The following is a 23,077-nucleotide window of genomic DNA, read 5'->3' as shown; positions in this document are numbered from 1 at the left end:
AATCCACTGTGGGAGCTGGCTTGCCTGCGATAGCTTCAGTTCGATGCATCTGAGACACCGAGGTGTCTGCATCGCAAGCAAGCCAGTTGCCACAGTTGAAGGGTGTCGGGCCTGGGCTTAGGCTCCAGGTAACGCCAACTGCGGATTGACGAAGTCAAACGCCGCCAACTGGAACCCTTGCTCATCCACCTGCAACGCCCAACCCTGCTTGTCCCAATCCCCCAGCACAATGCGCTTGGCCGCCTGGTCGCCAATCTGCAACTTGTGAATGGCGGGGCGGTGGGTGTGGCCGTGGACCAGGGTGCGCACGCCAAACTGCTGCATCACCCGTGGCACTTCCTCGGGGGTCACATCGACGATGTCGTTGGCTTTCATGCGGGTCTGCGCGCGGCTTTCACTGCGCAGCTTGCGTGCCAGTTTATGGCGCGTGCCCAGCGGCAGGTGCCGCAGGATAAACAGCACAATCGGGTTGCGCAGGATGCGCCGCAGCTTCATATAGCCGACGTCGCGGGTGCAGAGGCTGTCGCCGTGCATCAACAGCACGGGCTCGCCATGGAGCTGCACGACACTCGGGTCCTTGAGCAAGGTGGCACCTGCAGCTTTGCAGAACGCCTTGCCGATCAGGAAATCGCGGTTGCCATGCATGATGAAAATCGGGGTGCCGCTGTCGCTCAGCTCGCGCAGGGCTGCGCCAATCGAACGCTGGAAGGGGGTCATCCCATCGTCGCCAATCCAGGCTTCAAAGAAGTCCCCCAGAATGTACAACGCCTGGGCGCCTCGGGCGCGGTGGTGGAGCAGATCCAGAAACGCCCGGGTGATATCCGGGCGCTCCTCTTCCAGATGCAAATCTGAAATCAGCAATATCACCCAACGATCTCGGCTTTCTCGACGATAACGTCTTCTACCGGAACGTCCTGGTGACCGGCTTTACCGGTGGTCTGCACGCCCTTGATCTTGTCGACGACTTCCTGGCCTTCGGTGACTTTACCGAATACCGCGTAGCCCCAACCCTGCACGTTCTTGCCGCTGTGGTTCAGGAAGGCGTTGTCGGCGACGTTGATGAAGAACTGCGCGGAGGCCGAATGCGGCTCCATGGTACGGGCCATGGCGACGGTGTACTTGTCGTTGGAAAGGCCGTTGTCCGCTTCGTTCTGGATGCTTGGACGCTTGTCTTTCTTTTCTTTCATGCCAGGCTCGAAACCGCCGCCCTGGATCATGAAGTTGCCGATGACACGGTGGAAAACGGTGTTTTCGTAGTGGCCGGCGTTCACGTACTCGATGAAGTTGGCGACGGTGATCGGCGCTTTCTCGGCGTTCAGCTCGATGACGATGTCACCGTGGTTGGTGGTCAGTTTGACTTGAGTCATGTTCACTACTCTTTTCAGGGAATTCGTGGGTTTGGGCGCCTGGGCACCGCGACCGGTATGGCGAAACTGCGGCCAAGGGGCGCAGTTTAGCGTGCCCGGCGGGAATTTCGAGGTGGTTTTTTACCGCCGGGGCAATTAAAGCAGCAGTTTTTGGCCGCGCTCTGTCAGTGTCTTGACAGCATCAGCTATGATATCGCCTTTGTTTTGTCTGGCCCCAACCGGCCACGAACCTGTCTGTTCAAGGATCCTATGAGCAAGCCCACTGTCGACCCTACCTCGAATTCCAAGGCCGGACCTGCCGTCCCGGTCAACTTCCTGCGCCCGATCATCCAGGCGGACCTGGATTCGGGCAAGCACACGCAGATCGTCACCCGCTTCCCGCCAGAGCCCAACGGTTACCTGCACATCGGTCACGCCAAGTCGATCTGTGTGAACTTCGGCCTGGCCCAGGAGTTCGGTGGCGTCACGCACCTGCGTTTCGACGACACCAACCCGGCCAAGGAAGACCAGGAATACATCGACGCCATCGAAAGCGACATCAAGTGGCTGGGCTTCGAATGGTCCGGTGAAGTGCGCTATGCCTCCAAGTATTTCGACCAGCTGTTCGACTGGGCCGTCGAGTTGATCAAGGCCGGCAAGGCCTATGTTGACGACCTGACCCCGGAGCAGGCCAAGGAATACCGTGGCACGCTGACCGAGCCGGGCAAGAACAGCCCGTTCCGCGACCGTTCGGTAGAAGAGAACCTGGACTGGTTCAACCGCATGCGCGCCGGCGAGTTCCCGGACGGCGCCCGCGTGCTGCGTGCCAAGATCGACATGGCCTCGCCGAACATGAACCTGCGCGACCCGATCATGTACCGCATCCGCCACGCCCATCACCACCAGACGGGCGACAAGTGGTGCATCTACCCGAACTACGACTTCACCCACGGTCAGTCGGACGCCATCGAAGGCATCACCCACTCCATCTGCACCCTGGAGTTCGAAAGCCACCGTCCGCTGTACGAATGGTTCCTCGACAGCCTGCCGGTACCGGCACACCCGCGCCAGTACGAGTTCAGCCGCCTGAACCTGAACTACACCATCACCAGCAAGCGCAAGCTCAAGCAACTGGTCGATGAAAAGCACGTCAACGGCTGGGACGACCCACGCATGTCGACGCTGTCGGGCTTCCGCCGCCGCGGCTACACCCCGGCATCGATCCGCAATTTCTGCGAGATGGTCGGCACCAACCGTTCCGACGGCGTGGTCGACTACGGCATGCTTGAGTTCAGCATTCGCCAGGACCTCGACGCGAACGCCCCGCGCGCCATGTGCGTGCTGCGTCCGTTGAAAGTCGTGATCACCAACTACCCGGAAGACAAGGTCGACCACCTCGAGCTGCCACGTCATCCGCAGAAAGAAGAACTCGGCGTGCGCAAGCTGCCGTTCGCCCGTGAAATCTACATCGACCGCGATGACTTCATGGAAGAGCCGCCAAAGGGCTACAAGCGCCTGGAGCCCAATGGCGAAGTGCGCCTGCGCGGCAGCTACGTTATCCGTGCCGACGAAGCGATCAAGGACGCCGATGGCAACATCGTCGAACTGCGTTGCTCTTACGACCCGGACACCCTGGGCAAGAACCCTGAAGGCCGCAAGGTCAAAGGCGTGATCCATTGGGTGCCGGCCGCTGCCAGCATCGAGTGCGAAGTGCGCCTGTACGATCGCCTGTTCCGCTCGCCGAACCCTGAAAAGGCCGAAGACAGCGCCAGTTTCCTCGACAACATCAATCCTGACTCCCTGCAAGTACTCACGGGTTGTCGTGCCGAGCCATCACTTGGCGACGCACAGCCGGAAGACCGTTTCCAGTTCGAGCGCGAAGGTTACTTCTGCGCGGATATCAAGGACTCGAAACCAGGTCAGCCGGTATTCAACCGTACCGTGACCCTGCGTGATTCGTGGGGCCAGTGATGCAGCCGTGAGCGGCTTTGCATAGAGAGAAAAGGAAGCATCGTGCTAACGATCTACAACACGCTGAGCAAAACCAAAGAAGTCTTCAAGCCGCTGGATGGCAACAAGGTGCGCATGTACGTGTGCGGCATGACCGTGTACGACTACTGCCACATCGGCCACGGCCGCAGCATGGTTGCCTTCGACCTGGTGACCCGCTGGTTGCGTTTCAGCGGCTATGACTTGACCTATGTGCGCAACATCACCGACATCGACGACAAGATCATCAACCGCGCCAATGAAAACGGCGAGTCGTTCGACGCGCTGACCGAGCGCATGATCGCCGCGATGCACGAGGACGAGGCGCGCCTCAACATCCTCAAGCCGGACATGGAACCGCGTGCCACGGACCACATCCCTGGCATGCACGCGATGATTCAGGCCCTGATCGACAAGGGTTATGCCTACGCCCCGGGCAATGGCGACGTGTACTACCGCGTTGCCAAGTTCATGGGCTACGGCAAGCTGTCGCGCAAGAAAATCGAAGACCTGCGCATCGGCGCACGCATCGAAGTCGATGAAGCCAAGCAGGACCCGCTCGACTTCGTGCTGTGGAAAGGCACCAAGCCCGGCGAGCCAAGCTGGGAGTCGCCATGGGGCGCCGGCCGTCCGGGGTGGCACATCGAATGCTCGGTGATGTCCACCTGCTGCCTGGGCGACACCTTCGACATTCATGGCGGCGGCAGCGACCTTGAGTTCCCGCACCACGAAAACGAAATCGCCCAGAGCGAAGCCGCCACCGGCAAGACCTACGCCAATGCCTGGATGCACTGCGGCATGATCCGCATCAATGGCGAGAAGATGTCCAAGTCCTTGAACAACTTCTTCACCATCCGCGACGTGCTGGCAAAGTACCATCCGGAAGTGGTGCGTTACCTGCTGGTGTCGAGCCACTACCGCAGCGCCATCAACTACTCGGAAGACAACCTCAAGGACGCCAAGGGCGCCCTGGAGCGGTTCTACCATGCGTTGAAAGGCTTGCCATCCGTGGCACCTGCAGGCGGCGAAGCGTTCGTTGCGCGCTTCACCGAGGTCATGAACGACGACTTCGGCACCCCGGAAGCCTGCGCCGTGCTGTTCGAAATGGTGCGCGAGATCAACCGCCTGCGTGAGAGCGACCTCGACGCAGCGGCGGGCCTGGCAGCGCGCTTGAAAGAACTGGCGAGCGTACTGGGCGTGTTGCAGATGGAAGCCGATGACTTCCTGCAAGCCGGCGCCGAAGGGCGTGTGGATGCGGCTGAAGTGGACGCGTTGATCCAGGCGCGTTTGGCTGCACGGGCTAACAAAGACTGGGCAGAATCCGACCGTATCCGTGACCAACTGACCGCGATGGGTGTGGTGTTGGAAGACGGCAAGGGTGGGACGACGTGGCGGTTGGCTGATCAGGCCTGATCGGTAAACGCTGAACAAAAAGCGCCCCGACTGGTTCGGGGCGTTTTTTTTGCACACCGTTTTAACGGCTCACTCGGTCCAGTGTGGGAGCTGGCTTGCCTGCGATGACGGCGTGTCAGTCACCGGAAATGTTGACTAACCCACCGCAATCGCAGGCAAGCCAGCTCCCCCAGTTTTTACCGTGCCCACTTTGCGAACTCTTCGGTTTCAGATTTATGTGTGAGTTGGGTGGTCTTTGAGGCTTAGTGTTTTATCCACCATTAGCTGGATCCCCTCCAGCATCCGACACATTCCCAAGGCCACGCTGCGAGGATTGCCGTCGATCTCAAAAGCCAAATGGCTTGCCAGCGCTTGAACCGAGGCAAGATCCTCCGACGCGTTGACCAGCAGCGTCTCGACGTCTAATCCTTCGCGTACGGTAAATAAACTATGGTCCTCAGTAGAAGGCTCTGGTTTCTCAGGTGGGTTCAGATAGTGGTTAATTGCTCGATGAGCCGCAGTGTGAAACGCGGCTGAGTCTGACGGCGGTTTCGGACTGTCTTTGATCATGACGAAGCTCCTAGAGTATTGGAGCTACCACCCATCGCTGCGAAACGATACCCGGGTGGCAGCTGTGCGCAGGTTCGCAGACCGGGACTCTAGGCACCCGGCATACCCGAAGGTATCCCGCGCACAGCCGCCATAACATCAGGCATAAAAAAGCGCCCGCTATCTTGAGGTGGACGCTGTGCGTCTAGAGTTTAACCGGGCTGCGAAACCCGGTCGCTCAATTTGCAGCGACCACCGAGGATTAGGCAGCGATCTTCCGAGCGACAACCCTAAAACGTTGTCGGAAATTTCCTTGCTGCGTTTACCCACCTGAAGTTTGCAATACCTGTGCTAGGTAGGGGGGCCTTGTACTGACTTTATAGGCGTTACTAGCGGCGTCGTTATAGATCGTCTCGTGGTACTTGCCGTCCTTGAAATGCAAAGCGACGCCATCATCGACTGCGTAGGCGGGCCGTATCCCCTCACGCTGAACAAGCTCGACAAACGACGTTTCCCTTCCTGCTTCTGAGCTGAAATGCGGACACAGTGCTCCTGGCAGCAAGCTGGTACGTAAATAATGTCGGCTTGCTCAAAGAGTGATGAAACATGATTGGCGGTGGGGAAGGGTGAAATGAAAAATGCCAGCGTGGTTACACGGCAGCCAGCGCTTTCATATTTGTCGGTGAAATCGGACATCTTGATTCGGTCATCGCCATTGGCGGTGGAGATGTAGAGCACAGTAGGGTGAGTTTTGCCTGATGACGCGACGATGTGTTTATCGATACGTGTCATACGCTGCATGTCTTCGGTGGACTCGCCGCCGATAACAATAATGTGCTTAGTCATCCTGACCTCCTGTCCGTCTTGCGCGATATGAGTGTCTGCCGCCGCTATGAAGATTGCATCACTTGATACCGACTTTGAACAAAACCATTGTCCGACTCATGCGTGCCGATATGGCGAAGCTCAAGTTGTCGACCGATCTGGCTGAAGAGTGGAATCCCTTGCCCGAGTAAAACCGGGATACGTGTGATGATCAGTTCATTGACCAGGCCCGCTTCAAGAAACGCCTGGATCGTCTGGCCTCCGTCGATATAGAGGTGCTTCATGCCGCGCTCGGCTAATGTTGCCACGAGTGAGGTGACGTCTCCTGCCATGACCTCGACCTTGCCCTCCAGGTGCGCAGGGATCTGCAGAGGCTGGTGGGAGAGCGCAATGACGGGCGTGCCCTCGTAGGGCCACTCGGGGAAGGACAAGATTTTCTCCAGGGTTTTGCGACCCATTACCAGTGCATCGACCGTGGCGATGAAGCGTTCATAGGTCACGCCGTTCAACTTGGCGGTTTCGTACTCTGGTAGGTGCAACCACTCGATATCACCGTTCGGGCGGGCAATAAAGCCGTCGATGCTGGCTGCGATGAAGACTGAACATCGGATATCCATGGCGAAAACTCCTTTTAGTGCGCGTGGACGCTAATGTTGATTTAATCCGCGCGTGCAAAAACCGGGCGTCCAAGAAACAGTCCTGATGCCCCTTTCTGTCGTGCGAGGATGTATGCGAAGTTGGCTGATCCGTTACCGTTACGCAATTATTTTCTGGTTGTGCTTCGGCGTGTTCCGTACCTCCCTGGCTGACTGGAACCCCATTCCCTCCGGCTCCATGCGCCCGACTTTACTGGAGGGCGATGTGGTGCTGGTCAACCGCGTGGCGTATGACCTCAAGGTCCCGCTCACGGATATCTCCCTGGCCAAACTCGATAACCCACAGCGCGGTGATGTGGTCACGTTCTCATCGCCCAAGGATGGCATGCGCCTGATCAAGCGCATTGTCGGCATCCCCGGTGACACCCTGGAAATGAAAGACGAGGTGTTGTGGGTCAACGGCGTGCCGGCCACTTACAGTGACGCGCAAGACATCAGTGAGCCCATTGTTCCCGGTCATACGGTGCCGGGGATCAAGCTGAGTGAACGGGTGGCCAACCGTCAGCGCACCGTGCAGTTCATGCCAACGGTGCGGGCGTTGCGCAACTTCGGGCCGGTGGTGGTGCCGGCCGACAGTTATTTCATGCTGGGGGACAACCGTGATAACAGCGATGACTCCCGGTATATCGGCGTCGTGCCGCGTCGGCTGCTGATCGGACGGGCACATCATGTCCTGGCGTCGGCGCAGATCCTGGATCACTGGATGCCACGCCTGAGCAGATTCGGCGCGCCGATCCTGTAATGACGGGGGGCATTGCATCTGTAGGTGCTCGCAAGCCGGCTTCTACGGGTGGGCGTGTTATGAGGGCCCCGGAATCCAGGCACTTACTTTTCAGTGAGCCCATTACCTTTTCGTGCGTTCTTGTGGCCTGCGCGCCCGGTTCCTATCCTGCGGTCTTCGTTTACCCAGGAGTCGTTTCCATGAGTTTTGATCTTGGCCTCAAAGGCCTTCGTGCACTGGTCACCGGTGGCACCAAAGGTATCGGCGCCGCCGTGGTGGCGGTGTTGCGTGAACAAGGTGCCCAAGTAATTTCGGTCGCGCGTTCAGCGGCGGATTCGACGCCCGAAGGCGTGCATTTCATCGTCGCCGACCTGGCCACTGCCGCAGGTTGTGCCAGTGCTACCGAGGCGGTGAAAAACCACTTCGGCGGCGTCGATATCATCGTCAATGTGCTCGGCGGCTCCAGCGCGCCAGGCGGTGGTTTTGCGGTGCTCGATGATGAGCAGTGGGCGAGTGCACTCGGCCAGAACCTGATGGCGGCGGTGCGGGTGGATCGGGCGCTGTTGCCGGGGATGATCGAGCGAGGGGCAGGGGTGGTTATTCATGTCACGTCGATCCAGCGGGAGCTGCCGTTGCCGGAGTCGACCACGGCGTATGCCGCGGCGAAGGCGGCGTTGGCGACCTACAGCAAGAGCTTGTCGAAAGAAGTGACGCCCAAGGGGGTTCGAGTGGTGCGGGTTTCGCCGGGCTGGGTGGAGACCGACGCGGCGGTGGCGCTGGCTGAGCGTCTGGCGGAGCAGGCGGGAACGGATTACGAGGGTGGCAAGCAGATCATCATGCAGGCCTTGGGCGGTATTCCGCTTGGGCGCCCGGCCAAGCCCCGGGAGGTGGCCGACTTGATTGCCTTCCTGGTCTCGCCCCGCGCCGCGTCGATCAGCGGCACCGAGTACGTGATCGACGGCGGTACCGTGCCTACGGTCTAACTCGTCGGCTTGGCGGCCTGCCATTTGAGCAGGCCATCCAGCACCGGGCACAGGCTCTGGCCCCACTCGGTCATGCGGTATTCGACTTTGGGCGGCACCACCGGGTAGACGGTGCGATGCACCAGGCCATCGGCTTCGAGCTGGCGCAGTTGCTGGGCGAGCATCTTCTGCGAGATGTCCGGGATCAGCCGCTCGAGGTCAGAATACCGCTGCACCTGACCGCCGAACAGGTGGAACAGGATGATCAGTTTCCAGCGCCCGCCGAGCCAGGCAAGGGTGGTTTCAACGTCGGCCGCGGCGGTGGCGGGGGTGTAGAGGGTGCTCATCGCATGTGTCCTTCGGACATATCTGAAAGTGCCTATTTATTTTGACGCCTGCCGCATCCTAGCTTTAGATGGTCGACACGACCAAACCCACGATGAAACTGGCGGTGATTTAAATGGATTGTATTTTTTGCAGCATTGTTAAGAAGACCTCCCCAGCGCACATTCTGTGGGAAGACGACCAGCATATGGCGTTTCTCTCGATTTTCCCCAATACACCGGGTTTCAGCGTGGTGATCCCCAAGCAGCACTACGGCAGCTATGCGTTTGCGCAGCCGGATGAGGTGTTGGCCGGGCTTGCCGTTGCAGCGAAGAAAACCGCGCTTCAGATCGACCGTGCGTTTCCCGATGTGGCCCGTACGGGGATGATGCTGGAAGGGTATGGGGTGGATCATCTGCATGCGAAGTTGTTTCCCATGCATGGGACCGGCGGCGATAGTACCTTCAAGCCGCTGAGTTCGAAGGTGGACAAGTTCTTCGAGGCATATGAAGGGTACATCTCGTCCCACGATCATGTGCGGGCCGATGATGAGGGGTTGGCGGAATTGGCGGTCAGAATCCGATCTTTTGCCTGACACAGTTCAAAATGTGGGAGGGGGCTTGCCCCCTCCCACCTTTGGACCTCTGTGTTTCTGAGGACTCAGCGGCGGCTGCTGACCTCGGCCGGCACATCATCACCGGCCATGCGCTTGCGGAACAGGGCCGTGCGGGCCAGCAGCAGTGTGGTCACCGGCACGGTGATCGATAACAGGATCGGAATCAACCACCCGTGCAACACCGGCCCGGACTTGAGCACCGAAAAATAGATGATCGATGCCAGTGCCACGCACCAGGCACCCAACGTCGACGCCAGCGCCGGCGGGTGCATGCGCTGGAAGAAGTCTTTCATCCGCAACAACCCGATGGCGCCAATCAGCGCAAACACGCTGCTCAACACCAGCAGTACCCCGACGGCTACTTCCATCCACAACGGCATCATTCAATCACCTCCCCACGCAGCAGGAATTTCGCCAGGGCAAACGAGCCCACGAAGCCAAACAGCGCAATCAACAGCGCCGCTTCAAAGTAGGTGTCACTGGCATAGCGAATGCCCAGCACCAGCATCATCAGCATCGCCAGGATGTACAAGTAGTCCAGCGCCAGTACCCGGTCCTGGGCCGAAGGGCCCTTGAACAGGCGGATCAGCGTCAGCACCATGGCCAGCGAGAACAGGAACAGGCTGAACAGGATCGCATTGGAGAGCAGGGCGCTCATTCGAAGATCTCCATCAGGGGCCGCTCGTAGGTGGTCTTAAAGTGCTCGATGAAGGGCGCTTCATCCTCCAGGTCGAACACGTGCAAGAGCAGGATGCTGCGGTCCAGCGCCAGTTCCGACCAGATGGTGCCGGGCACCACCGTGGTAATCATCGACAGTGCGGCCAGGCCGTTGGGGTCGCGCAGGTCGAGGGGGATCTTGATGAAGCGCGAACGCGGCGGGCGCGAGCCGCACATCAGCACGCCCCACGCCACTTGCAGGTTGGAGACGATCACATCGCGGCCCACCAGGAAAAACAGGCGGATGATCACGCCGGGGCGACGGATGCGGATCGGCAAGGGGCGCAGCGGTGCCATCATCAGCGGCGCAAGAAAGCCAAGGGCGGCGCCCAGCAGCAGGTTGCCGGGGCTGACCGACAGGTTCAGCACCAGCCACAACACCCACAACGCCAGGGACAGCCATGGGGCTGGAAACAGTCGCTTCATGGTTGCACCTCCAGCGCGGCCGCCTGGGCTTCAGGGCTTGGCACCGGACGGGTCGCCATCACCGCCATCACATAGTGTTCCGGGTTGTTCAGGCTGACGGCGGTGGCCTGGGTGTAGCGCATCAGCGGTTCGGCCTTGAAGGTCAGCAGAATGCTGAGGCCAAGCAGGAAGAAGATCGGCACGCACTCGTAGCGGCGCAACAGCGGTGATGGGCGCTCCTCTGGGGTCCAGAAGCGCTGGATGCCCAGCCGTGCGAAAGCGATCAGCGACGCCAGCCCGGAGAGGATCAGCAGTGCCACCAGGCCCCAGGCCGCGGGGCGAATCGGTTCATCGACACTAACGCCCAGGCCCAGTGGATTGACCAGCGCACTCAACAGGCTGAGCTTGCCGATAAATCCGGACAGCGGCGGCATGCCAATGATCAACAGGGCGCAGGCGACGAAGCTCAGGCCGAGGAACGCCATGGTCCAGGGAATGACCTGGCCGACCACGGCTTTCTGCTCATCATCGAGGTTGACGCCGGGCCGTGGATGCAGGGACTCCATGGCCTTGGGCAGCGCGTCGATTTCTTCGTCCAGCGGCAGGTCGTTGGCCGAGCGCGAGCGCTCGATCAGCTCAGCCAGCAGGAACAGCGCGCTCAGCGCCAAGGTGGAGCTGACCAGATAGAACAGCGCCCCGGCGGTCAGGCTTGGCTGGGCGAAACCCACGGCCGACAGCAGGATCCCGGCCGACACCAGGATGCTCAAGCTGGCCATGCGCTCCAACCGCTGCGCCGCCACCATCGCCAGCGCCGCACAGACGATGGTCGCCATGCCGCCATACACCAGCCAATCACCGCCAAACAGCGCCGACGCACCGGCCTGGCCGGAGAACAGCAGGGTCCACAGGCGCAGCACGGTGTACACGCCGACCTTGGTCATGATCGCGAACATCGCCGCCACCGGCGCGCTGGCCGAAGAGTAGGCGGGTGCCAACCAGAAGTTCAGCGGCCACATGCCGGCCTTGGCCAGGAATGCTGTCGCGAGGATGGCTGCACCGGCATGCAACAGGCCGCGATCGGCCTCGGGCACCAGCGGGATTTTCAGCGCGAGGTCCGCGAAGTTCAGCGTGCCGGTGACACCGTAGATCATCGCCGCGCCAATCAGGAACAGCGACGAGGCCAGCAAGTTGATTGCAATGTAATGCAGCCCCGACGATACCCGCGCACGGCCGGAACCGTGCAGCATCAAGCCATAGGACGCCGCCAGCAGCACCTCGAAGAACACGAACAGGTTGAACAGGTCCGCCGTGAGGAATGCGCCGTACAGGCCCATCATCTGGATCTGGAACAGCGCATGGAAGCTGGTACCGGCACGGTCCCAGCGGGCCATGGCGAACAGCAGCGCGCTCACGCCGATGATCCCGGTGAGCACCAGCATCAACGCCGAGAGTTGGTCGACCACCAGCACAATGCCGAATGGCACCTGCCAGTTGCCCGGCAGGTAGACGCCAATCGAGCCGGGGCCGCCTTTTTGCGTCCAGTACAACAGCAGGATCGCGATGCCGAGGCCGATGACGCTGGAGAACAGATTGATCTTGGCCTTCAGCGGACGGCGTTTTTCGCCGAGCATCAGCATCAGTGCGGCGGTGAGCAACGGCAGCAGGATGGGAGCGACGATCAGTTGGTTGACCCAATTCATTCCTTGGGCTCCCGGCCGTCCACGTGGTCAGTGCCGGTCAGGCCCCGCGAGGCCAGCAGTACCACCAGGAACAACGCCGTCATGGCGAAACTGATCACGATGGCTGTGAGCACCAGGGCCTGGGGCAGCGGGTCGGTGTAGTTGAGCAGGTCTTGCGGCACGCCGTCCTTGATGATCGGCTCCTTGCCGATAAACAGGCTGCCCATGCTGAAAATGAACAGGTTGACCCCGTACGACAGCAGGCACAGGCCCATCACCACCTGGAATGTCCGTGGCCGCAGGATCAACCAGACGCCGGAGGCCGCCAGGACCCCAATGGCAATTGCGATGACTTCTTCCATCAGGCGGCTCCTTCCGTTGCGGCAACCACTTTGGCCTGGTTGCTCGGTTTATGGGCCCGCACGGACTGGTGACCCAGGGCGGTGAGCATCAGCAGCGTGGAGCCTACGACCATGGCGTACACGCCGACGTCGAAGAACAAGGCGCTGGCGACATGAATATCGCCGAGCACCGGCAGGCTGAAATGCCAAGTATGGGTAGTGAGGAAGGGGTAGCCGGCAAACAGCGCACCAAGCCCGGTGAGGGTCGCCGAGAACAGCCCGAAGCCCATCCAGCGCATCGGCCGCAGGCTCATCTGTGCTTCTACCCACTGCGTGCCGGCGACCATGTATTGCAGGATAAACGCGACCGACATCACCAGGCCGGCGACAAACCCGCCGCCCGGCTGGTTGTGGCCGCGCATGAACAGGTAGAACGACACCACCAGCGCAATTGGCAGGAGCAGGCGCACCAGCACCGCCGGCACCATCATGAAGCCCAACGCGGTGTCGCTGGCCTGGCGCGGGTTGACCAGGTCGGTGGCCACGTCCGGCGCCAACTGGCGCTGTTGCGCAGGCAGCTGCATGCTTTCCTTGGAGGGGCGGAAGCGGCGCAGCAGGGCGTACACCGTCAGCGCGACGGCGCCGAGCACGGTGATTTCACCCAGGGTGTCGAAGCCACGGAAGTCCACCAGCATCACGTTCACCACATTGCTGCCGCCGCCTTCGGGCAGGGCGCGGCTGAGGTAGAACGAGGAGATATCGTTGGGTGTCTGGCGGGTCAGCATCGCGTAGGACAGCAACGCCATGCCGCCGCCCACCACGGTGGACAGCAGGAAGTCACGCAGGCGACGGATGCGTGCCTTGCGCAGCGAACTGGGCAGTGGCGAGACTTCTTCGATTCGCCGTGGCAGCCAGCGCAGGCCCAGCAGGATCAGTACAGTGGTGACCACTTCGACCACCAACTGCGTCAGCGCGAGGTCCGGCGCCGAGAACCACACGAAGGTGACGCAGGTCATCAGGCCGCACACGCTGACCATGGTCAGGGCCGCCAGCCGGTGATACTTGGCTTGCCAGGCTGCGCCCAAGGCACAGGCAATCGCCAGCAGCCACAGGGTCACGAACACGATGGACCCTGGGATCTTCGGCCGGTCGCCCCAACTGAGGCCACTGTTGAGCATCGGGATCATGCCGCCGACGACCGCGACCAGTACCAGCAGGAACAGCTGGGTCTGCAGGCGCTTGGTGCTGATGCGTTTTTCGATCCGGCGCACGCCGCGCATCATCACTACCAGGCTGCGCTCGAAGCCGCGCTTGCCGTTGAAGTAGCTGATCACGGGCGGATACTTGAAGCGGCCACGCTTGAGTTGCTTGCGCAGCAGCAAATACAGCACCACGCCGCCGGACATGGCCACCAGGCTCATGATCATCGGCGCGTTCCAGCCGTGCCAGATCGCCAGGCTGTACTCCGGCAGCACGCCGCCCACCACCGGCAGCGCGGCGGCAGCGAGGATCGAACCGACGACCTGGGCCGGGAAGATCCCTACCAGCAGGCAGGTGAACACCAGCAGCTCGACCGGCGCACGCATCCAGCGTGGCGGTTCATGCGGCGTATGTGGCAGGTTGGTTGCGGTAGGGCCGAAGAACACGTCGACGGTGAACCGCAGGGCGTAGGCCACGCTGAACGTGCCGGCGATGGTCGCAACCAACGGCAGGGCAAACTCTACCCAGGCGGTCGAGGTAATGAACACGGTTTCGGCGAAGAACATTTCTTTGGACAGGAAGCCGTTGAGCAGCGGCACGCCCGCCATGGAGGCACTGGCCACCATCGCCAGGGTCGCGGTAAACGGGATCAAGCGCACCAGCCCGCTGAGCTTGCGGATATCCCGCGTGCCGCTTTCGTGGTCAATGATGCCCGCCGCCATGAACAGCGAGGCCTTGAACGTGGCGTGGTTGAGGATATGGAACACGGCCGCGACGGCAGCCAGCGGGCTGTTGAGACCCAGCAGCAAGGTGATCAGCCCGAGGTGGCTGATGGTGGAGTAGGCCAGCAGGCCCTTGAGATCATTCTGAAACATGGCGCAGTAGGCGCCGAGGAGGAGCGTGAGGGCGCCGGCACCGCCGACGATCCAGAACCATTCTTCGCTGCCGGACAGCGACGGCCACAGGCGGGCCAGCAGGAACACGCCAGCCTTCACCATCGTCGCCGAATGCAGATACGCCGACACCGGCGTAGGGGCCGCCATCGCATGGGGCAGCCAGAAGTGGAAGGGGAACTGGGCGCTTTTGCTCAGGGCGCCGATCAGCACCAGTGCCAGCATGACCGGGTACAGCGAATGCGCGCGAATCTGGTCGCCCGCCGCCAGCACCTGGTCCAGGTCGTAGCTGCCGACGATATGCCCCAGCAACATAACGCCCGCCAGCAGGCACAAGCCGCCGGCGCCGGTGACCATCAACGCCATATATGCACCGCGTCGCGCATCGGCGCGGTGGTGCCAATAGCCGATCAGCAGGAACGAGAACAGGCTGGTCAGTTCCCAGAAGAACACGATCTGGATCAGGTTGCCGGAAATCACCAGGCCGAGCATCGCGCCCATGAACGCCAGGAAAAACGCGAAGAAGCGCGGCACCGGGTCGTCCGGCGACATGTAATAGCGCGCGTACAGCGACACCAGCGTGCCGATGCCCAGCACCAGCATCGAGAACAGCCAGGCAAACCCGTCCATGCGCAACACGAAGTTCAGCCCGAGGCTGGGCAACCACATGAATTCTTCGCGGATCACGCCACCGTGGGCGATCTGGGGGTAGAGCAGGGCAACTTGAACGGTACCGACCAGGGCCACAAGGCCAGCCAGCAGGGACTCGGTGTTACGTGCGTTGTGCGGCAGCAAGGCCGCCAGACAGCTGCCAATAAACGGCAGAAGCAGTAGAACTATCAAAGACATAGGCTTCTAATCTGCGGGAGTTTGGGATGCATCATACGTGCCGCTTTCACGATCACCAAACGGCAAGATGTGGCAGGATCCTACAAGGTAGGCCGAAACCGCTCATTTAGCATTGTTTCAGGCGACCCCATTCCAGCGCGCCACATCGCTCTCTGTGGAAGCTGGGCGTGCCCGCGATGGCGATTTGACAGCCACCGCATCCCGTCGGACCTTAACCCTGTTGTTCCTGTTCCCGCTCATCTCGCAATTCGAGGGCTTTTTGTCCCTTGGTCTTCATCTCACTGACAATCACCGCCGCCACAATCAACGCCGCCCCCACCATCGCAATCGGCGGGAAGCGCTCCCCGGCGATCCGACCCACCACGCCCGCCCACACCGGCTCACCGGCATAAATCAACGTGGCCCGCGTGGGCGAGACACTTTGCTGCGCCCAGTTCATCGCCACCTGGATCACCGCACTGGTCAAGCCCAGGCCCACCGCGCTGAACAGCAGCAACCACGAAAACCCTGGAAGTGCTTCACCCATCGGCACCACCATCAGGAACGACAACAGCGACGCGGTGGCCAGTTGCACCACGGTCACCCGGCGCACGTCCACCTGGCCGGCAAATGCGCTGATCAAAATGATCTCGGCCGCTATCGCCACCGCACCGATCAAGGTGGCGATTTCACCCGGGCTGAAATTCAGCGAAGCGCCCGCAGGCCCCGTCAGCAGCATCAACCCGGCGAACGCCAGCATGATGCCGATGCTCGGCATCAACCCCGGGCGCCGGCCCAGGACCAGCCATTGCAGCAACGGCACGAAAGGCACGTAGAGCGCGGTGATGAACGCCGACTGGCTGCTCAGGATCGTCTGCAGGCCAATGGTCTGCAAGCCGTAGCCAAACATGATCGCTACGCCGATAAAGACCCCGGCCTTCAACTCGAACAGGGTCAGGTCGCGCAGGGTGCGCAGGGAAAAGAACCCCACCACGATCGCCGCCGCGGCAAACCGCAGGCCGACGAAAAACATCGGTCCACTGACGGTCATCGCGTGCTGCACCAGCAAAAAGGTACCGCCCCAGATCATGGTGATCACCACCAGGATGCATTCGGCTTTGCTGAAACGGTTGAAACGAGGGGAGGCGTTTGCGGTGGTCATGGCGGCTCGGTCTTGCAAGGGAAAGGCACGGACCGCACAATGCGCCGCACGCTGGGCAGTATACTGCGCACACCCACCCATTGAGCAATATAGTGCACAAAGAAAATCCACAACGGGCTTCGGTCCTGCAGCACGTCAGCCAGAACGTTCGTCGCCTGCGCCATGCCGCCGACTTGAGCCAAACCGCGCTCTCGGAAAAGTCCGGGGTCAGCCGGCGCATGCTGGTGGCCATCGAGGCCGGTGAAAAGAACGTCAGCCTGTCTACCCTCGACCGGGTGGCCGAAGCATTGGACGTGGCCTTCAGCGACCTGATCCAGGCGCCTGATGCGCCCGATCACAGCCGTATCAACGAGCTGGCCTGGGCCGGTGATATTCCCGGCAGCAAAGCGGTGTTGCTGGCCAAAGCCAACGCCCGGCGCGAGGTGGAATTGTGGGAGATGCGCCTGGAGCCCGGTGATCGCTACAGCCCTGAGCCGGACCCGGAAGGCTGGAGCGTGCAGCTGTTTGTGTACGAAGGCGCACTGACCCTGATCCTGGACGACGAAGAAAAACACGTCGCGGCCGGTGAGTTCTACATGTTCGCCAGCCGCCAATCCCACGGCTATCGCAATGACGGCGACGTGGCGGTGTGCTTCGTGCGAACCGTGGTGATCTAACTGTTCACCCGGCAACAGTGGATGGACACTTTGCTGGTTTGAAACCCGCTCTCCTGCGTTGAATTTCCAGCAACCCGCTGATTTCATTGGCGATTAAATTCAGGCACGACTCCTGCAATTACCAGGTCATTCCCTAGGAGCCTGGAGTCGGCCCATGTCAGCCCACCCTCAACACCCTGCCCATATCATCCGCTCGGACGCGGAAGCCATCGAAGTCGCCACGCGCCTGGCCGCACGGTTTGCCGTCGAGGCCAGCGAGCGCGACCGTGAGCGTCGCCTGCCGGTCGCCGAGCTCGACGAATTCTCCGCCAGCGGCCTGTGGGGCATCACCATTCCCAAGGCCTACGGCGGCGCCGAGGTGTCCTATGTGACCGTGGCCGAGGTGATCAAATTGATCTCCGCCGCCGACCCGTCCCTGGGGCAAATCCCGCAGAACCACCTGGGTGTGGTGGACATCCTGCTGCAAACCACGACCGAGGAACAAAAGCGCCACTATTTCGGCAAGGTGCTGGCCGGCTACCGTTTCGGCAACGCCTTCTCCGAAGCCAAGAGCAAGCATGCCGGGACCTTCGACACCCAGATTCGCTTCCATGGCGATAGCGCGCAAATCAACGGCGAGAAGTTCTACTGCACCGGCGCACTGTTCGCCCACATCGTGCCGACGGTCGGCAATAACGAACACGGCCAGGCGTTTATCGCCTTCGTCGAGCGCGATGCCCCGGGCTTGACGGTCATCGACAGCTGGGACGGCTTCGGCCAGCGCACCACCGCCAGCGGCGGCGTGACCCTCGACGGTGTGACCGTGCCCCGCAGCGCAGTGATCCCCGCCCATCAGGCTTTCGACCAACCCACCGCCAACGGTCCCATCTCGCAGATTATCCAGGCAGCGGTCGACACGGGCATCGCCCTGGGTGCCCTGGAGCAGGCGAAGATTTACGCACGCCAGGCGCGCCCGTGGATCGACAGCCATCAGGATCACGGCTGGCAAGACCCGTTCACCATCGCTGCCATCGGCGACCTGGAATGGCGCGCACACGGCACCGAAGCCATTCTCGCCAAGGCTGGCCAGGCCGTGGACCGTGCTCTCGCCGAGCCGAATGAAGACAGCGTGGCCCACGCCTCGCTGGTGGTCGCCCAGGCCAAAGTGCTGTCGGCGGAAACCGCCTTGCTCGCCAGCAGCAAACTCTTCGAACTGGCCGGCACCCGTTCGGTGACCGGCAAACATAACCTTGACCGCTTCTGGCGCAACGCACGCACCCACACCCTGCACGACCCGGCCCGCTGGAAATACCACCTGATCGGCAACTTCGTGCTCAACGGCGTGAAGCCAGCTCGCCACGCCTGGAACTGAGGACCTGCCCATGACCCCACTGAGCCCCGTGCTGAATCAGGCGCGCCAACTATTGGACAGCAACCGCCGCCACGTCGAGAAAAGCGACGACCCTTATGTGATCAGCCGCTTCGGCGATCTGCAGATCCGCGTCGATGTGGCTGCCGCCTTGGCTGAGCGCGCCGACACCCATCCCAGCCCGGTCGCCGCCACCGAGGCGCAGATCGCCGCCGCCGAAGCCCTGATCGCTGCCAGCAACGCCGAATTCGAACTGACCGGCCAACGCACTGCACTGCCGCCGACCCTCGATGACCCTCTGCGCTGGAAATACCAGGTTGTCGGCAACTACCACCTCAACGGAGTGCTTTGATGTCCCGTGAAATCCGCTTGAATGCCTTCGACATGAACTGTGTCGGCCACCAATCCCCTGGGCTGTGGGCGCATCCGCGTGACCGTTCGTGGCAGTACAAGGACCTGGAATACTGGACTGACCTTGCCAAGATCCTCGAGCGCGGCAAGTTCGATGGCCTGTTCATCGCCGACGTGCTGGGTATCTATGATGTCTACAACGGCAACGGCGACGCGGCGATTCGCCAGGCGGCCCAGGTGCCGGTCAATGACCCACTGTCGTTGATCGCGCCGATGGCGTTGGTCACCGAACACCTGGGCTTCGGCCTGACGGCGTCTTTGTCGTTCGAACACCCGTACCCGTTCGCCCGCCGTCTCTCCACCCTGGATCACCTGACCAAGGGCCGTATTGGCTGGAACATCGTCACCTCGTACCTGGAAAGCGGCGCCAAGAACCTCGGCCAGAAGGCCCAGACTGAACACGACGCACGCTACGACTACGCCGAGGAATACCTGGAGGTCTGCTACAAACTCTGGGAAGGCAGTTGGGAGGAGGGGGCGGTGCTGCGCGACCGCGAGCGCCGGATTTTCAGCGATCCGAGCAAGATCCACGAGATCCGTCATGTCGGCAAACACTTCCAGGTCCCCGGCATTCACCTGTGCGAACCGTCACCGCAGCGCACGCCGGTGCTTTACCAGGCTGGCGCGTCCAGCCGTGGCAAGCAGTTCGCTGCCGAGCAGGCCGAGTGCGTCTTCGTCGCCGCGCCGTCCAAGGTCCTGCTGAAAAAGACCGTCGCCGACATCCGCCGCCGAGCTGCCGAGGCCGGGCGCGATCCGAAGAAGATCCTGATCTTCAACCTGCAGACGGTGATCGTCGGCGAGACCGATGCGAAGGCCAAGGCCAAGTTCGAGGAATACAAGTCCTACGTCAGCTACGAAGGTGCGATGGCGTTGATCTCCGGCTGGACCGGCATCGACTTCAGCCAGTTCAAGCCCGATGAGCCGCTTAAGCATGTGCACACCAACGCGATTCAATCGGCGGTTGAAGCCTTCTCCACGGCGGATCCGAACAAGGTCTGGACGCCGAACGAGCTGGCCGATTGGGTTGGAATCGGCGGCTTTGGCCCCTTGTTCGTCGGCGGCCCGGAAACCGTAGCGGACCTGCTGCAGGAATGGGTCGAGGAGACCGATGTGGACGGCTTCAACCTGGCCTATGCGCTCACCCACGAAACCTTCATCGACGCCGTGGACCTGTTGGTGCCGACGTTGCAGAAGCGCGGCGTGTACAAGACCGAATACGCCCCGGGCACTTTGCGCGAGAAGCTGTTTGGCGACGGTGCGAGGTTGGCCTCTAACCATCCTGGCGCCGGCTACCGCGACCTCAAAGCCACCACCCTATGATTGGAACACCTCGGTCAATGTAGGCGCTGGCTTGCCGGCGATAGCGGTGGGGCAGCCAGAGATGTCTCCACTGACAGCCCGCCATCGCCGGCAAGCCAGCGCCCACCGTTTGATCTTTATTGTTTGATCGATCCCGGCCAGCGGACCACCGCACGCACATCACTTGAATAGGAGCACCCCCCTATGAGCGTGCACGAACTCAAACGTCCGCTGGTCCTGGAATGGCCCGCCGAGCTGCTCGGCGACCTGCCCAAGGCGTTGGAACAACTGCGCCACTGGGCGCAGATCACACCACTGCACACCGCCCTGCGCCACAAGCGCCAGGGACAGTGGTACGCGTGGCGCTGGATCGATGCCTTGCGTGACGTCGAGCGCCTGGCCGATGGTTTGCGCCAGCAGGGTTTCAGCGAGCAGTCGCGGCTGGCACTCAGCGGTGCATTCGAGCCGAACCTGTTGTTGCTGGCGCTGGCGGCGCAATCCATCGGCGGGCAAGTGCTGACCCTGGCCGATGACCTGGAACCGGAGGCGCTGCAGCAACACCTGTGGCGCATTCGTCCCACCCATTCATACGCGCTGGGCCGCCAGTACGCGCGGCATTGGCGGTCGGCCAATCTGTTGGATTTCGCCCAGTTGCTCGGCCCGTTGGCACCCGCCCAACACCTCGCCCGCTGGTGGCACCCCTCGGGCGAAACCGCGTTGTGGAGCGAAGAGGGCACCCATTGGCAAGGTGGCTTGGCCGTGGTGCTGGAGCAATGGCTCAACAGCGGCCATGGCTTGGCATTTCCGGAAAGCCTGGCCTCGGCGCGGCGTGATCGCAGTGAAGTCGCGCCCACCGGCCTGCTGCTGTCGCCCGCGCGTTTGCAGCACCTGGCCGATGATATCGAAAGCCGCCTCGCCCCTCACGGCACCTGGGGCCGACGCCTGTGCGACTGGGCCATCGCGCACCCACAAAGCGGCCTGCGCCGCCTGCTGAAAAACCGCGTGCGCAAGCTGCTGGGTTTCCAACGCTTGGCCTACATCTGGCAGCCGCTTAAACCGACCGCCGAGCCAACCTGGCTGGCTGAATTCACACGGGACATCGCATGAGCCAGGCCATTCTGCAAGTACGGGATATCTCGCTGTCGTTCAAGGGCGTCAAGGCGATCAATGCCTTGTCCTTCGACGTGGCGCGCGGCGAGATCTGTGCACTGATCGGGCCCAATGGCGCCGGTAAAAGCTCGTTGCTCAATGTGCTCAATGGCGTGTATCGCTTCGATGCCGGTGAGATCGTCTTCGAGGACCAGCACTTCCACCGCATTGACCCCTTGGGCGCCGCGCGGCGAGGTATCGGCCGCACCTTCCAGAACAACGCGCTGTTCAAGAAGATGAGCGTGCTCGACAACATCCTCACCGGCCTGTCACGGCATATGCGCAGCAGCTTTATCGAGCAAGCGCTGGGCTTGCCCCGCGCGCGCCGGGAAGCCGAGGGGTTCCGGCTGCGCGCCCAGGGCATTCTCGAATTCCTTGAACTGCAAGCCCACCGGGATGTGCTGGTGGGCAACCTGTCCTACGGCCTGCAAAAACGCGTGGAACTGGGCCGGGTGTTGATCGCAGGCCCCAGCTTGTTGCTGCTGGACGAGCCCATGGCCGGCATGAACGCCGAGGAAAAACAGGAAATGGCGCGCTTCGTCGCCGACGTAAACCGCGACCTCGGCACCACCGTGGTGTTGATCGAGCACGACATGGGCGTGGTGATGGGCTTGTCCGACCACGTGGTGGTGCTCGATTACGGGCGCAAGGTGGGCGACGGCACGCCGGCCGACGTGCAGGCCAATCCCGAGGTGATCGCGGCCTATCTGGGAGTGGTAGACGCATGACCTTTTTTTTCGAAACCCTGCTCGGTGGCCTGCTCGCCGGCACCATGTACTCCCTGGTCGCCATTGGCTTCGTGCTGATCTACAAGGCCAGTGGTGTGTTCAATTTCGCCCAGGGCTCGATGCTGCTGTTTGCCGCGCTGACCTTCGTCAGCCTGCATGACCAGGGGGTGCCGTTTGCCCTGGCGCTGCTCTTGACCGTGATCGTGATGATCATCGGCGCCTTGCTCATCGAGCGTCTGGTCTTGAGGCCGCTGGTGAACCGTTCGCAGATCACCTTGTTCATGGCGACGCTGGGCCTGTCGTTCATTATCGAAGGCCTGGCCCAGGGCTTGATGGGCTCCCAGGTGCGCGCCCTCGACCTGGGCATCGACGACGTGCCGCTGTTCGTCGGCCCGCTGATGCTCAGCCAATTCGACCTGATTGCCGCCGCAGCCGCCGTGGTGCTGGTGACGGTGCTGGCGCTGCTGTTCAACAAGACCCGCATCGGTGTGTCACTGCGGGCAGTGGCGGATGACACCACGGCGGCGCTGTCCATCGGCATCAACCTCAACCGTATCTGGCAGATCGTCTGGGCGGTGGCCGGGATCGTCGGGCTGGTGGCGGGCCTGCTGTGGGGCGCGCGCCAGGGCGTGCAGTTCTCGCTGTCGCTGGTGGTGCTCAAGGCCTTGCCGGTGCTGATCATCGGCGGCTTTACCTCGATTGGCGGGGCGATTGTCGGAGGGCTGATTGTCGGTGCGGCGGAAAACCTCGCCGAGGTGTACATCGGCCCGTTGATCGGCGGCGGTATCACGCCGTGGTTCGCCTACGTATTGGCCTTGGCCTTCCTGTATATCCGTCCCGCCGGCCTGTTTGGCGAGCGCGCCATCGAGCGAGTCTGAAAC

Annotated in this window: 25 protein-coding genes and 1 pseudogene; 12 read left to right on the top strand and 14 right to left on the bottom strand. The window is 61.7% G+C overall.

Features of this window, described 5'->3' with window-relative positions; genetic code table 11:
* Positions 1–117: 117 nt before the first annotated feature.
* Positions 118–867, bottom strand: a complete 750-nt coding sequence (gene lpxH / locus ATH90_RS17230) for a UDP-2,3-diacylglucosamine diphosphatase (protein WP_069077709.1) — start codon at positions 865–867, stop codon at positions 118–120.
* Positions 864–1,367, bottom strand: coding sequence for a peptidylprolyl isomerase (locus ATH90_RS17225; protein WP_034106947.1), 504 nt, complete (start codon positions 1,365–1,367; stop codon positions 864–866). The genes lpxH and ATH90_RS17225 overlap by 4 nt, the downstream gene beginning before the upstream one ends.
* A 249-nt stretch (positions 1,368–1,616) precedes the next feature.
* On the opposite strand from ATH90_RS17225, the gene ATH90_RS17220 reads away from it, so the two are divergent.
* Entirely contained in the window at positions 1,617–3,317 is a 1,701-nt protein-coding gene (locus ATH90_RS17220) for a glutamine--tRNA ligase/YqeY domain fusion protein (RefSeq protein WP_034106945.1), read from the top strand.
* A 42-nt stretch (positions 3,318–3,359) separates the two neighbouring features.
* Complete coding sequence (gene cysS / locus ATH90_RS17215; RefSeq protein ID WP_069077707.1) at positions 3,360–4,748, top strand: cysteine--tRNA ligase; 1,389 nt, start codon at positions 3,360–3,362, stop codon at positions 4,746–4,748.
* Positions 4,749–4,961: 213 nt separating this feature from the next.
* Here cysS and ATH90_RS17210 read toward each other — a convergent pair whose 3' ends face one another.
* The 4 genes and pseudogenes from ATH90_RS17210 to ATH90_RS17200 form a co-directional block, all read right to left on the bottom strand.
* Entirely contained in the window at positions 4,962–5,297 is a 336-nt protein-coding gene (locus ATH90_RS17210) for a DUF6124 family protein (RefSeq protein ID WP_098466866.1), read from the bottom strand.
* A 301-nt stretch (positions 5,298–5,598) separates the two neighbouring features.
* Entirely contained in the window at positions 5,599–5,838 is a 240-nt protein-coding gene (locus ATH90_RS29965; RefSeq protein ID WP_397457501.1) for a Type 1 glutamine amidotransferase-like domain-containing protein, read from the bottom strand.
* A gap of 65 nt (positions 5,839–5,903) precedes the next feature.
* Positions 5,904–6,068, bottom strand: a pseudogene (locus ATH90_RS29960) (peptidase E); the annotation flags it as partial.
* 98 nt (positions 6,069–6,166) lie between these two features.
* Positions 6,167–6,718, bottom strand: coding sequence for a dihydrofolate reductase family protein (locus ATH90_RS17200; protein WP_098466865.1), 552 nt, complete (start codon positions 6,716–6,718; stop codon positions 6,167–6,169).
* Positions 6,719–6,830: 112 nt separating this feature from the next.
* On the opposite strand from ATH90_RS17200, the gene lepB reads away from it, so the two are divergent.
* Together lepB and ATH90_RS17190 are read left to right on the top strand one after the other, a co-directional pair.
* The gene (gene lepB / locus ATH90_RS17195) at positions 6,831–7,499 is read left to right on the top strand and encodes a signal peptidase I (RefSeq protein ID WP_034106935.1); all 669 of its coding nucleotides are present in this window, start codon (positions 6,831–6,833) and stop codon (positions 7,497–7,499) included.
* Positions 7,500–7,678: 179 nt separating this feature from the next.
* Positions 7,679–8,461 carry an SDR family oxidoreductase gene (locus ATH90_RS17190; RefSeq protein ID WP_098466864.1) on the top strand — a complete coding sequence of 261 codons (783 nt, stop codon included), beginning with the start codon at positions 7,679–7,681 and terminating at the stop codon, positions 8,459–8,461.
* Here the strand turns inward: ATH90_RS17190 and ATH90_RS17185 are convergent.
* A complete protein-coding gene (locus ATH90_RS17185) occupies positions 8,458–8,787 on the bottom strand; it encodes a winged helix-turn-helix transcriptional regulator (protein WP_034106931.1) in 330 nt (109 codons plus the stop codon). The genes ATH90_RS17190 and ATH90_RS17185 overlap by 4 nt on opposite strands.
* A 113-nt stretch (positions 8,788–8,900) precedes the next feature.
* Here ATH90_RS17185 and ATH90_RS17180 point away from each other — a divergent pair, with 113 nt between their 5' ends.
* A complete protein-coding gene (locus ATH90_RS17180) occupies positions 8,901–9,359 on the top strand; it encodes an HIT family protein (protein ID WP_098466863.1) in 459 nt (152 codons plus the stop codon).
* A 65-nt stretch (positions 9,360–9,424) separates the two neighbouring features.
* Here the strand turns inward: ATH90_RS17180 and ATH90_RS17175 are convergent, their stop codons facing one another.
* From ATH90_RS17175 to ATH90_RS17145, 7 genes are all read right to left on the bottom strand, one after another.
* Positions 9,425–9,763, bottom strand: a complete 339-nt coding sequence (locus ATH90_RS17175; protein WP_034106929.1) for a Na+/H+ antiporter subunit G — start codon at positions 9,761–9,763, stop codon at positions 9,425–9,427.
* Complete coding sequence (locus tag ATH90_RS17170) at positions 9,760–10,038, bottom strand: K+/H+ antiporter subunit F (protein WP_005789171.1); 279 nt, start codon at positions 10,036–10,038, stop codon at positions 9,760–9,762. The genes ATH90_RS17175 and ATH90_RS17170 overlap by 4 nt, the downstream gene beginning before the upstream one ends.
* A complete protein-coding gene (locus tag ATH90_RS17165; RefSeq protein ID WP_034106927.1) occupies positions 10,035–10,523 on the bottom strand; it encodes a Na+/H+ antiporter subunit E in 489 nt (162 codons plus the stop codon). Before ATH90_RS17165 ends, ATH90_RS17170 begins: the two co-directional genes overlap by 4 nt.
* Complete coding sequence (locus ATH90_RS17160; RefSeq protein ID WP_098466862.1) at positions 10,520–12,202, bottom strand: monovalent cation/H+ antiporter subunit D; 1,683 nt, start codon at positions 12,200–12,202, stop codon at positions 10,520–10,522. Before ATH90_RS17160 ends, ATH90_RS17165 begins: the two co-directional genes overlap by 4 nt.
* Entirely contained in the window at positions 12,199–12,543 is a 345-nt protein-coding gene (locus ATH90_RS17155; protein WP_003192163.1) for a Na+/H+ antiporter subunit C, read from the bottom strand. The genes ATH90_RS17160 and ATH90_RS17155 overlap by 4 nt, the downstream gene beginning before the upstream one ends.
* The gene (locus tag ATH90_RS17150) at positions 12,543–15,464 is read right to left on the bottom strand and encodes a monovalent cation/H+ antiporter subunit A (RefSeq protein WP_034106922.1); all 2,922 of its coding nucleotides are present in this window, start codon (positions 15,462–15,464) and stop codon (positions 12,543–12,545) included. The genes ATH90_RS17155 and ATH90_RS17150 overlap by 1 nt, the downstream gene beginning before the upstream one ends.
* A gap of 211 nt (positions 15,465–15,675) precedes the next feature.
* The gene (locus ATH90_RS17145) at positions 15,676–16,605 is read right to left on the bottom strand and encodes a DMT family transporter (protein ID WP_034106921.1); all 930 of its coding nucleotides are present in this window, start codon (positions 16,603–16,605) and stop codon (positions 15,676–15,678) included.
* A 92-nt stretch (positions 16,606–16,697) separates the two neighbouring features.
* Between ATH90_RS17145 and ATH90_RS17140 the strand changes: the two genes are divergently transcribed.
* The 7 genes from ATH90_RS17140 to ATH90_RS17110 all read left to right on the top strand — a co-directional run bounded on the left by ATH90_RS17140 (position 16,698) and on the right by ATH90_RS17110 (position 23,074).
* On the top strand, positions 16,698–17,261 hold the full coding sequence (locus ATH90_RS17140; protein ID WP_098466861.1) for a helix-turn-helix domain-containing protein: 564 nt from the start codon (positions 16,698–16,700) through the stop codon (positions 17,259–17,261).
* Positions 17,262–17,415: 154 nt separating this feature from the next.
* A complete protein-coding gene (locus ATH90_RS17135) occupies positions 17,416–18,612 on the top strand; it encodes an SfnB family sulfur acquisition oxidoreductase (protein ID WP_098466860.1) in 1,197 nt (398 codons plus the stop codon).
* Between the two features lie 10 nt (positions 18,613–18,622).
* Positions 18,623–18,961 (top strand): acyl-CoA dehydrogenase, encoded by a 339-nt coding sequence (locus ATH90_RS17130; RefSeq protein ID WP_098466859.1) that lies wholly within the window; start codon positions 18,623–18,625, stop codon positions 18,959–18,961.
* On the top strand, positions 18,961–20,340 hold the full coding sequence (locus ATH90_RS17125; RefSeq protein WP_098466858.1) for an LLM class flavin-dependent oxidoreductase: 1,380 nt from the start codon (positions 18,961–18,963) through the stop codon (positions 20,338–20,340). Before ATH90_RS17130 ends, ATH90_RS17125 begins: the two co-directional genes overlap by 1 nt.
* Positions 20,341–20,523: 183 nt before the next feature.
* A complete protein-coding gene (locus ATH90_RS17120) occupies positions 20,524–21,426 on the top strand; it encodes an AMP-binding protein (RefSeq protein WP_098466857.1) in 903 nt (300 codons plus the stop codon).
* Positions 21,423–22,196, top strand: coding sequence for an ABC transporter ATP-binding protein (locus tag ATH90_RS17115; RefSeq protein ID WP_098466856.1), 774 nt, complete (start codon positions 21,423–21,425; stop codon positions 22,194–22,196). Before ATH90_RS17120 ends, ATH90_RS17115 begins: the two co-directional genes overlap by 4 nt.
* Positions 22,193–23,074 (top strand): branched-chain amino acid ABC transporter permease, encoded by an 882-nt coding sequence (locus tag ATH90_RS17110; RefSeq protein ID WP_034106908.1) that lies wholly within the window; start codon positions 22,193–22,195, stop codon positions 23,072–23,074. The genes ATH90_RS17115 and ATH90_RS17110 overlap by 4 nt, the downstream gene beginning before the upstream one ends.
* The last annotated feature ends 3 nt before the right edge of the window (positions 23,075–23,077 follow it).

The sequence above is a fragment of the Pseudomonas lurida genome, from assembly GCF_002563895.1.
GTDB lineage: Bacteria > Pseudomonadota > Gammaproteobacteria > Pseudomonadales > Pseudomonadaceae > Aquipseudomonas > Aquipseudomonas lurida.
This window is presented reverse-complemented; position numbering and strand designations above follow the sequence as displayed.

Coding starts and splice junctions, on each gene's coding strand:
- ATH90_RS17175 (WP_034106929.1), bottom strand. CDS start 9,763: ATGATGCCGTTGTGGATGGAAGTAGCCGTCGGGGTACTGCTGGTGTTG.
- ATH90_RS17220 (WP_034106945.1), top strand. CDS start 1,617: ATGAGCAAGCCCACTGTCGACCCTACCTCGAATTCCAAGGCCGGACCT.
- ATH90_RS17145 (WP_034106921.1), bottom strand. CDS start 16,605: ATGACCACCGCAAACGCCTCCCCTCGTTTCAACCGTTTCAGCAAAGCC.
- ATH90_RS17150 (WP_034106922.1), bottom strand. CDS start 15,464: ATGTCTTTGATAGTTCTACTGCTTCTGCCGTTTATTGGCAGCTGTCTG.
- ATH90_RS17225 (WP_034106947.1), bottom strand. CDS start 1,367: ATGACTCAAGTCAAACTGACCACCAACCACGGTGACATCGTCATCGAG.
- ATH90_RS17120 (WP_098466857.1), top strand. CDS start 20,524: ATGAGCGTGCACGAACTCAAACGTCCGCTGGTCCTGGAATGGCCCGCC.
- ATH90_RS17160 (WP_098466862.1), bottom strand. CDS start 12,202: ATGAATTGGGTCAACCAACTGATCGTCGCTCCCATCCTGCTGCCGTTG.
- ATH90_RS17210 (WP_098466866.1), bottom strand. CDS start 5,297: ATGATCAAAGACAGTCCGAAACCGCCGTCAGACTCAGCCGCGTTTCAC.
- ATH90_RS17200 (WP_098466865.1), bottom strand. CDS start 6,718: ATGGATATCCGATGTTCAGTCTTCATCGCAGCCAGCATCGACGGCTTT.
- ATH90_RS17190 (WP_098466864.1), top strand. CDS start 7,679: ATGAGTTTTGATCTTGGCCTCAAAGGCCTTCGTGCACTGGTCACCGGT.
- ATH90_RS17165 (WP_034106927.1), bottom strand. CDS start 10,523: ATGAAGCGACTGTTTCCAGCCCCATGGCTGTCCCTGGCGTTGTGGGTG.
- ATH90_RS17170 (WP_005789171.1), bottom strand. CDS start 10,038: ATGAGCGCCCTGCTCTCCAATGCGATCCTGTTCAGCCTGTTCCTGTTC.
- ATH90_RS17125 (WP_098466858.1), top strand. CDS start 18,961: ATGTCCCGTGAAATCCGCTTGAATGCCTTCGACATGAACTGTGTCGGC.
- ATH90_RS17135 (WP_098466860.1), top strand. CDS start 17,416: ATGTCAGCCCACCCTCAACACCCTGCCCATATCATCCGCTCGGACGCG.
- ATH90_RS17130 (WP_098466859.1), top strand. CDS start 18,623: ATGACCCCACTGAGCCCCGTGCTGAATCAGGCGCGCCAACTATTGGAC.
- ATH90_RS17155 (WP_003192163.1), bottom strand. CDS start 12,543: ATGGAAGAAGTCATCGCAATTGCCATTGGGGTCCTGGCGGCCTCCGGC.
- ATH90_RS17115 (WP_098466856.1), top strand. CDS start 21,423: ATGAGCCAGGCCATTCTGCAAGTACGGGATATCTCGCTGTCGTTCAAG.
- lepB (WP_034106935.1), top strand. CDS start 6,831: ATGCGAAGTTGGCTGATCCGTTACCGTTACGCAATTATTTTCTGGTTG.
- ATH90_RS17180 (WP_098466863.1), top strand. CDS start 8,901: ATGGATTGTATTTTTTGCAGCATTGTTAAGAAGACCTCCCCAGCGCAC.
- ATH90_RS17185 (WP_034106931.1), bottom strand. CDS start 8,787: ATGAGCACCCTCTACACCCCCGCCACCGCCGCGGCCGACGTTGAAACC.
- ATH90_RS17110 (WP_034106908.1), top strand. CDS start 22,193: ATGACCTTTTTTTTCGAAACCCTGCTCGGTGGCCTGCTCGCCGGCACC.